The organism is Psychroserpens sp. NJDZ02, assembly GCF_004843725.1.
Taxonomy (GTDB): Bacteria; Bacteroidota; Bacteroidia; order Flavobacteriales; family Flavobacteriaceae; genus Olleya.
This window is the reverse complement of sequence record NZ_CP039451.1, coordinates 3,502,660-3,517,324: the sequence shown is the minus strand read 5'-3', so window position 1 is coordinate 3,517,324 and position 14,665 is coordinate 3,502,660. Positions and strand designations below refer to the sequence as shown.

The following is a 14,665-nucleotide window of genomic DNA, read 5'->3' as shown; positions in this document are numbered from 1 at the left end:
TCTCAATAACTGCCGTATCTACATAATTACCCTTTTGTTACTGTTTGGGCGTTACAAAGGTGTGCTTGCTTACCCAAATAATTATGCCTCTGTATACGATTTCTGTTCGTCAGTACCGAGTTTTGTAGTTCCGCTTCCTTCAGATAAAACCTCACGGTTTTCACCCTTGCGACTTACTAATGCTTCAAGACGTTACTCCTGCGCATAAGGGACTTGCACCCTCTAGATTAATTATTTACCTTTCCGTAAATAAAAAGATGCCCATGCTGGGCACACACACCGTGTATAATTAATTGCTTAGGCAAGTGCTTATCTGGAAAATTCCGCTGGAATTTTCTCTAGTCCGTATTTGTTTACTAATTTAGTTGCTTAACCACGCAACTAACCATACACCGAACCGTTGTATGTCATTTGACCAAAAAATAAAATAACAAATATGAAATTAAAAAATGTACTTCTAACAGCTGTTTTGATTACAGCAACAGTTTTAAATGTAAATTCTCAAAATAGAGAAAATAAAGTAACTGTAGAATTTGCGTCCGAATCTGAAAAATTGAATAAAGCAACAGGCTGGGAAGAAAATGAAAAAACAGGAAAATGGGTTGAAAACAAAAATGTAATTGACGACAGAGAATGTCCTTCTTATTGGGTAAGTCACGTTTCACAAAATTTTAAATGGCTACAATTCCGAACCATAAATCAAAATGATAAAAAATACTATGTGTTTCTCTACGAAAGATTAGGTGGAGAATATAAGTACAAGAGTATTCAAGAAGATTGGCAAGCTGACAAAAGAACATATTTCTTTATTCTAACAACCGAAGAATACGAAAATATGAAATCTAAGATTGAATTAAAATCTGGAGAAAACATCAAGTTGACAAGTAAAATGAATGGATATATATCTGACAGATTTAAAATTTTGGGCGGAGAACATTTATATAATGAAGAAAATCTTTTGGCTAAAATCACTAAAACAATTGAAAAACCAAGCTATTCAGAATCTTGCTTAGTAATTAATTCTCAGACGACTGATGGAAATGATGTTTTAAGATTTAGACTTCCTGAAAGCTGCTATTCTGCAGAAAAGTATATGAAAACAGCTTACTTTGAAGTAAAACTTGAGGAATTTAAAACAATATTAACTGAATAAAAAACGCCATACAACACCGGTAACCGTGTCACAACCCCTTAAAAAAGCATAAAAACAGCTTAAAATCTTTGATTTTAAGCTGTTTTTAATTTTAATACGTCATTTTTTCTCTAAAATGCAAGTGGCTTAAAACATAGCATTCGAAGGCTTATTAGGTAGTTTTTGGTGCTTTTAATAAAAGCAAGTAGTCCCGCTATACTTTCTGGCCCATTTTTCATATATTTTAAATACTTTTTAAGATTATAGGCTGTTGCGGATAGATGCATACACTTATAGGCTTGAACAGTACCGATTATATTTATTTTTCTTGCCCCATAAGATTAGCAACTATAACATATTAGATGTAGTCGAACCCATAACAAGTTAACGTCAACAACTTTTAAATACTTCAACAAAACACAAGCTTAAGTTTGTGTGTTTTTATGCCTTTATTTTACCCAAATGAGGATTCTCGTAATTAAACCACAATTGGATCCTCTAACTTTAGGTAACTAGTTGTGTTATGATAAAAACACATAGTTCTACGTATTGTCAGATTACTTTATAAATTGTAGCTTAGCTTTTTAAAACAAAATGAAGGAACTAAAGGTCCGGATATCACGTAATATATACGGGATATGTGGAATAAAGGTAATCATATAACGAGTTGGCTACAATTAAAAAAAATCAAGAATGAAGACAAAATTTAATTTATTAATATTTTTAATACTTATTTCTCAATCAATCTATTCTCAGAAATCTGAAATGCCAAAAGAGCAAAAAGATTATATTCTTTCAATGAAATTTGAAATGACACAAGATTTATTTAAAAAACCTAAATATGATTTTAAAAGTCAAAATTTAGACTTTGATAAAAAATTTTTAAAATCAAACAAGACAAAGGAGTCAATTATTTCAAGTATAAAACATCTTGAACAAAACTCTAAACTTGAAATAAAAAATGAGCGAACAAAAAGTATAGAATTACGTTCAAGTTTTCCTAAAAATTTTGTTCAAGAAGAATTTCAAGTTATTTCTATTAAAATAGCAGAAACTAACTTATTTGGTAACAATAATATTCAATCTAATCAATTAAGTTTTGATTCTGAATTTGATAAAAATTTAACAGGAGAAGTTTCTTATAATGTAAAATTTATTACAAATTATTCCAAAGAAAAAATATCAAAAATTGATATCGGAAAAACTATAGAATTAAGTGGAAACGAATATAAAATTATTGACATATACGAAAATAAAATAGTCTTAAAATCTAACTTAGATGAAAAACTAACGATAGATGATATAAAAGTTAAATGTATTAATCTCAATAAAAATGGGAAAATGGAATTAGTATCTGACACTTTTAATATGTCATCAAGTCTAATTGACGAAAAAATATATAAACTTTTTAAAGACGATAAAGATTTAAGTCTTGACAATTACAAAAGTAACTTTTCATTTGAAACAGTAATGAACGAAGAACTAATAGGAAAATATATTATTATGGAATTACCTGCGCCTATTGAAAATGAAATAATACTTTATGAACCAATTTATGGAGTTAATGAAAAAATAACAGTAAAACTGTAGCCAATCGAGTAGACGGCTCCGACTAAAATAGCCGGAGTGCGCCTCTCACACCACCGTACATACGGGTCTCGTATACGGCGGTTCGTAAATCATCACGCCAAAGCTCTTTTCACCCTTGACACTATCTTCTAATTTAGGCATAGGCTACCACTAGTGCTCCTATGCGAATTTTGAAGAGAATTACGTTCAGTCCTTCCTTACTTGTGAGACCTTCTGAGGTATTGCCTCAACTCGTTTCCTGTAAGTACTATGACTTCTGCTGACTTCTCCATATAGTCAACTCGTAACTTTGGAGACCTCCCCAGGTAATGGCATCCTCTTTCACTCAATCACTGCCGTATCTACATAATTACCCTTTTGTTACTGTTTGGGCGTTACAATGATGTGCTTGCTTACCCGAATAACTATGCCTCTGTATACGATTTCTGTTCGTCAGTACCGAGTTTTGTAGTCTCGCTTCCTTCAGATAAAACCTCACGGTTTTCACCCTTGCGACTTACTAATGCTTCAAGACGTTACTCCTGCGCATAAGGGACTTGCACCCTCTAGATTAATTATCTACCTTTAGGTAAATAAAAGATGCCCATGCTGGGCACACACACCGTGTATAATTAATTGCTTTGTAAGTGCTCATCTGGAATATTCCTTCGGAATATTCTCAGGTTCGTAAAAGTTTACTAAATTAGTTGCTAAACCACGCAACTAACCATACACATCAACGTTGGCTGTAATGCTAGCAACAAACCCTACATTAAACAAATGAACTTTTTGAAACTACCAAAAGTATTATTTATAACTTATTCCTTAATGATTTTTTGCAACCCTTTATTTAGCCGAAAATTAGAACCAAAAGAGAGAATAGAAAATAAACCTGACCACATTATTAGCTCTAAAATAATGGGGAAAGATTATTTAATACATATGTCTTTTCCAAAAAACTATTCTATTAAAGACACGATAACTTATCCCGTTTTATATGTTTTGGATGGGAAAAGCACTTATAGATATTTCAACCCATCTAATATTGATTATGAAAAAATCGAAGATGTGATTCTCGTAGGAATTAGTCATAAGGTTAATGGTATAGCATCTAGAATTAATAGATTTTATGACTACACACCATCGCTCGACACAATAACCGCAAGTAAGATTGAGGAAAATTTTGGTGTTCAGAAAGGAACAATAAAAACTGGTGGAGCTGGTGAATTTTTACAATGTCTTAAAAAAGAAATAATTCCATTTATTGATAAACACTACAAAACAAATTTTGATAGAGGAATTTCAGGACATTCATTAGGTGGTTTGTTCACAGCATTCTGTTTTTTAAATTCTGACGGTTACTTTACCAGATTTGGTATAAATAGTCCTTCATTACAATGGGACGAAGAAAAATTGTTAGCTCAGGCTATTCTTAAGTTTACTAAAAATGAAACTTGGGACATTAAACCGACTAAAGTGTTTTTTTCTACAGGAGAAAATGAAAACCCTAATATGGTTTCCAATATGATAAAGTTCAGTTTAAATCTTAAAAAAAGTAACTACGAAAATGTTGATATGAATTGGAGAATATATAGGAATGAATCTCATGGGTCAGTAATTCCGTCAAGTTTAAATGGCACAATGACAACCTTATATGGAAAAAAATAAAACACTACAGCCAACACCGTATAAAAAAAATTGCTAGTTTTAGCTAAACCAATGTTAGTTGCTCGTTTGCTAGCTTCTGATTTTCCTTCGGAAAATCCTCGCACACAAACACGCAACTTTCCTTATACATAAACGTTGGCATTCATTAAAAACAGAACTTAAAATTGACAGAATTAGATTATATAATTAAGCAGATTTCCAAAACGAACAAAAAGAATTTTGAAAATTATGTAGTCACACGAATTTGGCACGGAATTAATCAAAGTGATATCAAGTTTACCACTCAACAATATGTAAACCGACCAAATGGACACGCATTAACTGATATGTATTTTCCACAATTTAGCTTACATATCGAAATTGACGAACCGTTTCATAACAAACAAAAAGAACTTGACATAAATAGAGAAACTGATATAATTGAAGCTACTAATCATAAAATTGAAAGAGTCCAAATAACTAATGATATTAATTTCATTAATGAACAAGTTGACAAAATTATTGAGAATATAAAAGATTTTCGATTAGCAAAAATTAATAACGACACATTCAAACCTTGGGATTTAGAACAAGAATTTAATCCAAACTTTCACAGAGAAAAAGGTTATTTGGACATTGAAGAAAATCCAGAATTTAGAACAATTTTAGATGCAAGTAATTGTTTAGGACAGAATTATAAAGGTGTTCAACGAGCTTGGTTTAAAAGTAAGGTTTATGAAAATCATAATTTATGGTTTCCGAAGTTTTATGAAAATGCTGATTGGGATAACAAAATGGTTGAGGACGGAAAAACTATAATAGAAAAATGTAAAATAGAAGGCAGAAAAGACAATCATTATTACGATTTAATAAATAGTCCAATAAAGAGAATTGTCTTTCCAAGAAGTATTGATAATTTAGGTTTCATTTTATACAAATTCAAAGGAATATTTGTAACCGACAAAGAAAGGTCAAGTCCTGAAAATGGAATGGTTTATAAACGAATTGACACTCGATTTGAAATGAAAAAATAACGAAATGCCAATCGAGTAGACGGCTCCGACTAAAATAGCCGGAGTGCGCCTCTCACACCACCGTACATACGGGTCTCGTATACGGCGGTTCGTAAATCATCACGCCAAAGCTCTTTTCACCCTTGGCACTATCTTCTAATTTAGGCATAGGCTACCACTAGTGCTCCTATGCGAATTTTGAAGAGAATTACGTTCAGTCCTTCCTTACTTGTGAGACCTTCTGAGGTATTGCCTCAACCCGTTTCCTGTAAGTACTATGACTTCTGCTGACTTCTCCATATAGTCAACTCGTAACTTTGGAGACCTCCCCAGGTAATGGCATCCTCTTTCACTCAATCACTGCCGTATCTACATAGTTACCCTTTTGTTACTGTTTGGGCGTTACAATGATGTGCTTGCTTACCCAAATAACTATGCCTCTGTATACGATTTCTGTTTAGTTTATGCTGAGCGTAGCCGAAGTATCAGTACCGAGTTTTGTAGTGGTATTTGCTCATTAATCAATCACAAATAGCCTTCAGATGTAACCTCGCGATTACCACCCTTGCGACTTACTAATGCTTCAAGACGTTACTCCTGCGCATAAGGGACTTGCACCCTCTAGATTAATTATCTACCTTTAGGTAAATAAAAAGATGCCCATGCTGGGCACACACACCTTATAAAAATAATTGCGGTTTAGTGCTTAATCAAAGGTCGTTGCGTGTTTATAACGTCTGATTTTCCTTCGAAAAATCCTCGCATACAAACCCGCAACTATTCTTATATATAAACGTTATAAAATATAAATGAAAAACATAACCCTATTTCTAATTCTGAGCTGCTCAACCTCACTATTTGCTCAAAAACCTAAAAATGATTTAAAATTATTCGATTTTAAAGGAAAAGTAAAGTCTGTTAAAGAAGTTTTCTTTGTGGCAAAAGATAGTTTTGGAATTGCTGTTAAGAGTGAAAAAGAATATAACAAGTATACTATTAGGAGCTTCAACAATAAAGGATATCTTATCGAAGAAAGAGCCTATAAAAGCGGTAATAGGTTAAAAAATAAAGTTATAATTACTTTTGATAAAAAAGGAAATAAAACCGAAATAAATCAATATTATGGCAAAAAAGAACAACTATCATTTAAGCAAACTCGAGAGTATAACTCACATAACAAATCAATCGTTTTAACAAACTTTACGGCATATTCAAATGGTGATATAAATCTAGACGCTATAACAAAATACAAGTATGATAAAAAAAATAGGTTAATAGAAGAAAATGTTTTTCTGCCAAGTGGGACTTTAGAAACAAAGACATTATACAAGTACGATACACAAAAAAAAATAGTTAAACTACAAAATAGATATGACTCGAATGGAGAACTATCTATTAGAATTTCTGAATATAAAAATCCTAAAAAGATAATTACACTATACTATTCAGATGGAAAACCAAGTTCCGACAACATATATTTGTTTAACAAAAAAGAACAAAATATAGAAATGCAAACATCTAATCTTGATGGAACTGCTAGTAGTTCTGATAAATTAACTTATAATAAATATGGATATAAATCAACCCAAATAAGTGCAGAAAAAAAATTCGGAACTATTATTAAGGAAGATTACTATAAGTTTTCATATGAATTTGATACGTATAAGAATTGGACAAAAAAAGTTATCTCTAAGAATGAATCTTTCACTCTTATTATAGAAAGACAAATAGAATATTACTAAACATTTTATAATCGAGTAGACGGCTCCGACTAAAATAGCCGGAGTGCGCCTCTCACACCACCGTACGTACGTAACTACGTTGGTCCTTTCGCCCCCATTGCCATTAGCAATAGCACTCAGGAACGTATACGGCGGTTCGTAAATCATCACTCCAAAGCTCTTTTCACCCTTGGCACTATCTTCCAGTTTAAGTATAGACTACAACTTGTACTCTTATCTCCATTTTTAGGCATCAAAAACTACTAAGACTAATAGATTAGTGTACACTTAATCCTTAATTAACAATAAAATAGACATAGTTCTACGTATTGCAAGGCCACTTTATAAATTATAGCTTAGCCTTTTAAAACCTAAATAAGGAACAAAAAGTGCGGATATCCCACAATATTTAGGGGATATTAACTACTTTAGTTGCTATATAACGAGTTGTAGCCAATTCTACTCATTTCCAAAAAAAATTAATTACTTTGAGGAAACGTTTTACTAAAATTTAAACACTTAATAATCAATAAATTATAAAAACGTTACTCAGAATTAAAAAACTGACGATAAATGAGCATTGAAGTTCCATTCATAATTCTGATTCTTGCAATTCCGACTTATTTTATATGCAAATGGATTTTAAAAAAACTGAACGTTGGAAATGAAAAAAACAGAAAATTTGTTGCCTTAATTCCGACTATATTTTTGAGTCCAATAATTTATATTGGACTAATTTATTTGTGGATATTTTCAGTATCTTATTATCCATCAAATGATTTTGATAAACAAAAATGGGAAACAAATGTTGAAGAAAGATATAAAATGTCAGAAGACATTATTGAAAGTAAAATACTAATTGGAAAAACGAAAGAAGAAATAACCGAATTGTTAGGACAAGATTTTTACTCATACAACGAAAAACATATTGCGTATGAACTAGGATTTCTTCCTGGACTTTTCAATATTGACCCAGACGTTTTGGATATTTATTTTGAAAACGGAAAAGTAACCAAAGTTGAACAACATCAAACTTAAAAAATAAAAACTGGCTACAACACAGTATATAAAAAATTGCTGTTTTAGCTTAATCAAAGTTAGTTGCTTTGTTTGCTACTGCTGATTTTCCTGCGGAAAATCCTCGCACACAAGTACGCAATTTTCCATATACGCAAACGTTACCTACTATAATGAAGATGGAAAAAAAACTAAGAAATATAATCAAAAAAGAAATATTTGAAACTAAAAATCAAGATTTCGCTACTAAAATTTGTGATGAATATTTAGAATATTACTTCAATAAATCTATATCAACAAAAGAACAACTTAGAAAATTACTAGATAAATATAATGAAAAAACAATTTTTTCCTTTACGGGAAAAAACGGATCTAAAAATGATTACTTGCATCTTGCACTTGGGCACAACATGGGAGAGAAAACACTTATTCCAATGCTTGAAAATGGAGGAGATGTTTTCCCTCCAGACCGTGAAATAGGCCAGATTATAAAGGATCCTGAATATTGGTCAAAAGATGAAACAGATGATGAATGGGAAATAAGAGAGAAATTTCATGGATATATATTTTTTGCATGGTTTTCCACAATCTGGATTGAAATAAAAGGATATAAATCTCAAATAGTTGTAAAAATATCAAACAATGATAATTTAACTTCCTGGTATTTAAATGATTTTAAGTTTGATTCAAATTCTAATTTTTTTTTAGATAATGATTGGAAATCTGCAATAAAAAAACATAATAAAAAAGCGATTGAACTAGAACAACTACTTGAGAACATAAAACATGAATACGGTAGGTAACACCTGTAACCGTTGCACAACTCTTAAAAAAGCATAAAAACAGCTTAAAATCTTTGATTTTAAGCTGTTTTTAATTTTAATACGTCATATTTTCTCTAAAATGCAAGTGGCTTAAAAGATAGTATTCGAAGTCTTATTAGGTAGTTTTTGGTGCTTTTAATAAAAGCAAGTAGTCCCGCTATACTTTCTGGTCCATTTTTCATATATTTTAAATACTTTTTAAGATTATAGGCTGTTGCGGATAGATGCATACACTTATAGGCTTTAACAGTACCGATTGTATTTATTGTTCTTGCCCCATAAGCTTAGCAACTATAACATATTAAATGTAATCGAACCCATAACAAGTTAACGTCAACAACTTTTAAATACTTCAACAAAACACAAGCTTAGGTTTGTGCTTTTTTATGCCTTTATTTTACCCAAATTGAGGATTCCCGTAATTAAACCACAATTGGATCCTCTAACTTTAGGTAACTAGTTGTGTTATGATAAAAACACATAGTTCTACGTATTGTCAGATTACTTTATAAATTGTAGCTTAGCCTTTCAAATATAAAATCAGGAACTAAAGCTATTGATATCCCACAATATATAAGGGATATGTGGAACAAAGGTCTCCATATAACGAGTTACCACCAATTAAAAAATGATAGACGAAAGAATAATAGAACAACTTAATTTTTGTCTTGAAAAGGAGAAAAAAATATCCTTTTTGGTTGGTGCTGGACTTTCGGCTGAAAGTGGAATCCCAACATTTAGAGGAAAAGATGGATATTGGGTTTCTGGTTCAAAAAACTATAAAGCAGAAGATATTGGAACATTTCGTATGTTTAATCTTGCTTCTCAAGAAGTTTGGAAGTGGTTTCTTTATAGAAAGTCTGTAACCGAGAAAGCAAAACCAAACCCAAGTCATTTATTACTTAAAGAAATTGAAGATAAATTAGAGAATCAATTTTCATTAATTTCTCAGAATGTAGATAGTTTGCATAGGAAAGCAGGAAATTCAGAAGAAAGAACTTTTTTAATTCACGGAGATTTTGATTTTGTAAGATGTGGAGATGAATGTTCAAAAGAACTATATCCTTTCCCCAAAGAAATCGACCTTGAAAATAGAGATAAAGATGCTATAACCGAAAATGAATGGAAAGCATTAAGATGTCCCAAATGTAATGAAGACCTGAGACCTCACGTTTTATGGTTTGATGAATATTATGACGAAAAGTACTTTAAAAGAGATAGTGTTCTGAAAATTTCAAAGCATACAGGAATCTTATTTGTAATAGGAACTTCTGGAGCAACAACATTGCCTCAAATGGTTGCTCGAAATGTTTTAGCTAAAGGTGGAATGATTGTAGAAGTGAATATAGAGGAAAGTTACTTTAGTGATTTATTGAAAAACAAAAAGAAAGGCATAGTTGTAAATCAAAAAAGCACGCCTTTTCTAACGGAATTGAATGAAGAAATAAAGAAACTGGTGGTAATCGAGTAGACGGCTCCGACTAAAATAGTCGGAGTGCGCCTCTCACACCACCGTACGTACGTAACTACGTTGGTCCTTTCGCCCCCATTGCCATTAGCAATAGCACTCAGGAACGTATACGGCGGTTCGTAAATCATCACGCCAAAGCTCTTTTCACCCTTGACACTATCTTCTAATTTAGGCATAGGCTACCACTAGTGCTCCTATGCGAATTTTGAAGAGAATTACGTTCAGCCCTTCCTTACTTGTGAGACCTTCTGAGGTATTGCCTCAACTCGTTTCCTGTAAGTACTATGACCTCTGCTGACTTCTCCATATAGTCAACTCGTAACTTTGGAGACCTCCCCAGGTAATGGCATCCTCTTTCACTCAATCACTGCCGTATCTACATAATTACCCTTTTGTTACTGTTTGGGCGTTACAACGATGTGCTTGCTTACCCGAATAACTATGCCTCTGTATACGATTTTTGTTTAGTTTATGCTGAGCGCAGTCGAAGTATCAGTACCGAGTTTTGTAGTCTCGCTTCCTTCAGATAAAACCTCACGGTTTTCACCCTTGCGACTTACTAATGCTTCAATAAGCCTGTCCTGAGCGTAGCCGAAGGGTTACTCCTGCGCATAAGGGACTTGCACCCTCTAGATTAATTATTTACCTTTAGGTAAATTAAAAGATGCCCATGCTGGGCACACACACGGTATAAAAATAATAAGGGTTAAGTGCCAAACCGAAAGTTGGTGTATATTAACAAAGTCCGCCAAATTTATAATTTGACGGTTCAAAGAAAAATAACAGTAAAATTGTAAATTTGGCTAAGTGCTAAACCGAAAAGTAAGTGCGTTTTAATCCCTTACTATTCTTATACAAATCGTTAGCTTTCATTAAATAAAAATGCAGAAAAATATTATAAAACATTATTTTGACAAAAATCAACCTAATTTGAATTTTGAATTTGATGAAATTGGAATGACTTGGCAAGTTAGTTTTGTAAGATATGTCGGAGCATCAAAAACCAATTTTGATTCAATTGAAGACTTTTTTTATTGCTTAATCAAATCTGGAAATAATATGACGACAAATTATGTTGGAAAACCTGAATGGAAAGACTCTACTAACATAGAAAATTGGATTGGCAATTTAGATATTATAAAACTTTCTAAAGATAGTTTTCAAAATGAATTTAATGATGCTTTTAGAGAACTTGATGATGAAGAAAATAATTGGGAAGAATCGGAAAGGATAGATAGGACTAAAATTATATTACCAAATGACAATATTATTTCGTGTTGGAGAATTGAGGAAACAGCTGATTTTAGAAATCCAGTAGGTTCAACTTGGAGTTTTATTGCGGAATCAAAAAATGAATTTCTATATATTGAAAGACATTGGGAATCATAAAAAACGAAAAGCTAATCGAGTAGACGGCTCCGACTAAAATAGCCGGAGTGCGCCTCTCACACCACCGTACATACGTAACTACGTTGGTCCTTTCGCCCCCATTGCCATTAGCAATAGAACTCAGGAACGTATACGGCGGTTCGTAAATCATCACACCAAAGCTCTTTTCACCCTTGGCACTATCTTCTAATTTAGGCATAGGCTACCACTAGTGCTCCTATGCGAATTTTGAAGAGAATCACGTTCAGTCCTTCCTTACTTGTGAGACCTTCTGAGGTATTCCCTCAACTCGTTTCCTGTAAGTACTATGACCTCTGCTGACTTCTCCAAATAGTCAACTCGTAACTTTGGAGACCTCCCCAGGTAATGGCATCCTCTTTCACTCAATCACTGCCGTATCTACATAATTACCCTTTTGTTACTGTTTGGGCGTTACAATGATGTGCTTGCTTACCCGAATAACTATGCCTCTGTATACGATTTTTGTTTAGTTTATGCTGAGCGCAGCCGAAGTATCAGTACCGAGTTTTGTAGTGGTATTTGCTCATTAATCAATCACAAATAGCCTTCAGATGTAACCTCGCGATTACCACCCTTGCGACTTACTAATGCTTCAATAAGCCTGTCCTGAGCGTAGCCGAAGGGTTACTCCTGCGCATAAGGGACTTGCACCCTCTAGATTAATTATTTACCTTTCCGTAAATTAAAAGATGCCCATGCTGGGCACACACAATGTATATAAAAAATAGGGCGAAAGTGCTTAAACAAAGGCTAGTGCATTTCTGCTAAGTCCGCCATATTTTTAATTTGTATTTTAAAAAACGAAAAAGATAAAAATAAAATGAAAAATATGGCTAAGTGCAAATCCGAAAGTAAGTACTTATCAACTGCCCTACTTTTCATATACTAACCGTTAGCTGTCAGCAAAAAAAAACCAACCTCAGGCAACCATTTCAAAAATATAAGCGTCTATTAATATGAAAGGGTAAACAAATGTTTATCCTTATTAAAACTAATAGATAAACCTTAATTATGAAATTCAACAATTTTTTTTATTCTCTTATTGCAGTAATTCTTCTTTCAAGTTGCGCATCTTCTAAAATAAATAAAACCCTTAAGCAGGGAAATATAGTTCAAGAAGATTTCAAGACTTCTATACCATTTGAATACCGTAAAGGACTTATTATCATAAAAGTAACTATTCAAAATGAAGTATATGACTTTATCTTAGATACTGGAGCTTCTAATGCGCTTTCAAAAGAATTAGCAGAAAAGCTTGACGTTATATCTTTAGGAAGTGAAAATGTGACTGATATACATAAAACTAGCCAACTACTTAACTATACAAAAATAGACGATATTGAAATAGGAGGTATTAATTTTCAGAATACTATTGCAGCTATATCAGATTTTAATAATGGTATACTTGCTTGTCTAAATGCAGATGGTTTTATTGGTTCTAATTTAATGCGATTTGCGATATGGGATTTCGATTTTAAAAATCAGATAATTACTATAACAGATAATGAACAGAAATTAAATATTCCTTCAGATGCTACTGAAGCAAAAATGTTTATAGGTACAGGAGCTAGTGAACCATCTATTATTAGTTATATAAATGGAGATAAAGCATTAAATAATTTAATTGATTTAGGTAACAATTCTACGCCACATTTAGCGTATGGAGATTTTTTAAGACAAAAAGAATCTAATAAAATCACGAAGTATATATCAGGTTCAGGATATGCATCAGGTATAGGTATGTATGGCAAAGGCGATAAAAAAAAGGAGTATTCTGCAAAAATTGACCAAATAACTATTGGAAACCAAATTATAACAGACAAAGTGATGCGAGTTAAAGATGGTAAAACAAACCTAGGAATTTCTTTTTTTAAAAATTATAGATTAATTTTAAATTGGAAGGCAAAAAAAATCAAAATGATTAAAGAAGGTCCTTCAAATAATACAGAATTATACGATTTTGGTTTCAATCCTAATTTTAGTGGAAACAAGGTGTTTGTAGATTTTATATATAATGATACAGAAGCTTCAAAAGTATTACAATTTGGAGACCAAGTATTACAAATAAACAATGTCAATTACTTAAATATCACTAATGAAAATAAGTGTGATTTCTTTAACAATGGTCTTATACCAAAAGAAACTGATGAAATAACAATTAAAATATTACGGAATGAAGAAGAATTAGAATTTCAGCTAAAAAAAGTTAGGCTTCTTTAAAACAGAAATAATGCCGAACAGCTAACACCGGTAACCGTTGCACAACCCCTTAGAAAAGCACAAAAACAGCTTAAAATCTTTGATTTTAAGCTGTTTTTAATTTTGACTCTCCGTATTTTCTCTAAAATCCAAGTGGCTTAAAACATAGCATTCGAACGCTTATTAGGTAGTTTTTGGTGCTTTTAATAAAAGCAAGTAGTCCCGCTATACTTTCTGGTCCATTTTTCATATATTTTAAATACTTTTTAAGATTATAGGCTGTTGCGGATAAATGTACATACTTATTAGCTTATTTAATCCCAAGGGTATTCACTTTTTCCATGCCTAAAAACTGGGTTAATGTAACAAAAACAGGGGCTACCGTGCTTTGTCGTTTTCCTTTTATATAGCTTCCTTTTTTGCTAATTGGTCGTTTCCCTTTGCTGAACAAAATCCTTGTTACGAAAACGCAATGGCAGAACGTGTAAATGGCATATTAGAAGATGAGTTATACTTAGATCAAACCTTTGATTGCGTAGCACAAGCAAAGAGAGTTGTAAAAAAGTCAATTAATTTATACAACGACGTTAGATTACATTTATCTTTAGATTATAAAACACCTAATATGGTATATAAATTATCAGCTTAATTCAATTTTAACC

The 14,665-nt window shown here is 32.2% G+C and carries 11 protein-coding genes; all 11 read left to right on the top strand.

What is annotated here, in order from left to right; genetic code table 11:
* The first annotated feature begins 436 nt into the window (after positions 1–436).
* The 11 genes from E9099_RS15550 (at position 437) to E9099_RS15500 (ending at position 14,652) form a co-directional block, all read left to right on the top strand.
* Positions 437–1,153, top strand: a complete 717-nt coding sequence (locus tag E9099_RS15550; RefSeq protein ID WP_136584450.1) for a hypothetical protein — start codon at positions 437–439, stop codon at positions 1,151–1,153.
* Positions 1,154–1,825: 672 nt separating this feature from the next.
* Complete coding sequence (locus E9099_RS15545) at positions 1,826–2,722, top strand: hypothetical protein (RefSeq protein WP_136584449.1); 897 nt, start codon at positions 1,826–1,828, stop codon at positions 2,720–2,722.
* A gap of 807 nt (positions 2,723–3,529) precedes the next feature.
* Positions 3,530–4,369 carry an alpha/beta hydrolase gene (locus E9099_RS15540; RefSeq protein ID WP_168800763.1) on the top strand — a complete coding sequence of 280 codons (840 nt, stop codon included), beginning with the start codon at positions 3,530–3,532 and terminating at the stop codon, positions 4,367–4,369.
* 164 nt (positions 4,370–4,533) lie between these two features.
* Positions 4,534–5,382 (top strand): AbaSI family restriction endonuclease, encoded by an 849-nt coding sequence (locus tag E9099_RS15535; protein WP_136584447.1) that lies wholly within the window; start codon positions 4,534–4,536, stop codon positions 5,380–5,382.
* Positions 5,383–6,170: 788 nt separating this feature from the next.
* Entirely contained in the window at positions 6,171–7,103 is a 933-nt protein-coding gene (locus E9099_RS15530) for a hypothetical protein (protein ID WP_136584446.1), read from the top strand.
* A gap of 552 nt (positions 7,104–7,655) precedes the next feature.
* Positions 7,656–8,120 (top strand): hypothetical protein, encoded by a 465-nt coding sequence (locus tag E9099_RS15525; RefSeq protein ID WP_136584445.1) that lies wholly within the window; start codon positions 7,656–7,658, stop codon positions 8,118–8,120.
* A gap of 158 nt (positions 8,121–8,278) precedes the next feature.
* On the top strand, positions 8,279–8,902 hold the full coding sequence (locus E9099_RS15520; protein ID WP_136584444.1) for a hypothetical protein: 624 nt from the start codon (positions 8,279–8,281) through the stop codon (positions 8,900–8,902).
* A 649-nt stretch (positions 8,903–9,551) separates the two neighbouring features.
* Complete coding sequence (locus tag E9099_RS15515; protein WP_136584443.1) at positions 9,552–10,394, top strand: SIR2 family NAD-dependent protein deacylase; 843 nt, start codon at positions 9,552–9,554, stop codon at positions 10,392–10,394.
* 882 nt (positions 10,395–11,276) lie between these two features.
* Positions 11,277–11,783, top strand: coding sequence for a hypothetical protein (locus tag E9099_RS15510; protein ID WP_136584442.1), 507 nt, complete (start codon positions 11,277–11,279; stop codon positions 11,781–11,783).
* Between the two features lie 1,032 nt (positions 11,784–12,815).
* Positions 12,816–14,024: an aspartyl protease family protein gene (locus E9099_RS15505; protein WP_136584441.1), complete on the top strand. Its 1,209-nt coding sequence runs from the start codon at positions 12,816–12,818 to the stop codon at positions 14,022–14,024.
* Positions 14,025–14,391: 367 nt separating this feature from the next.
* Positions 14,392–14,652 (top strand): integrase core domain-containing protein, encoded by a 261-nt coding sequence (locus E9099_RS15500; RefSeq protein ID WP_262710410.1) that lies wholly within the window; start codon positions 14,392–14,394, stop codon positions 14,650–14,652.
* Positions 14,653–14,665 lie beyond the last annotated feature (13 nt).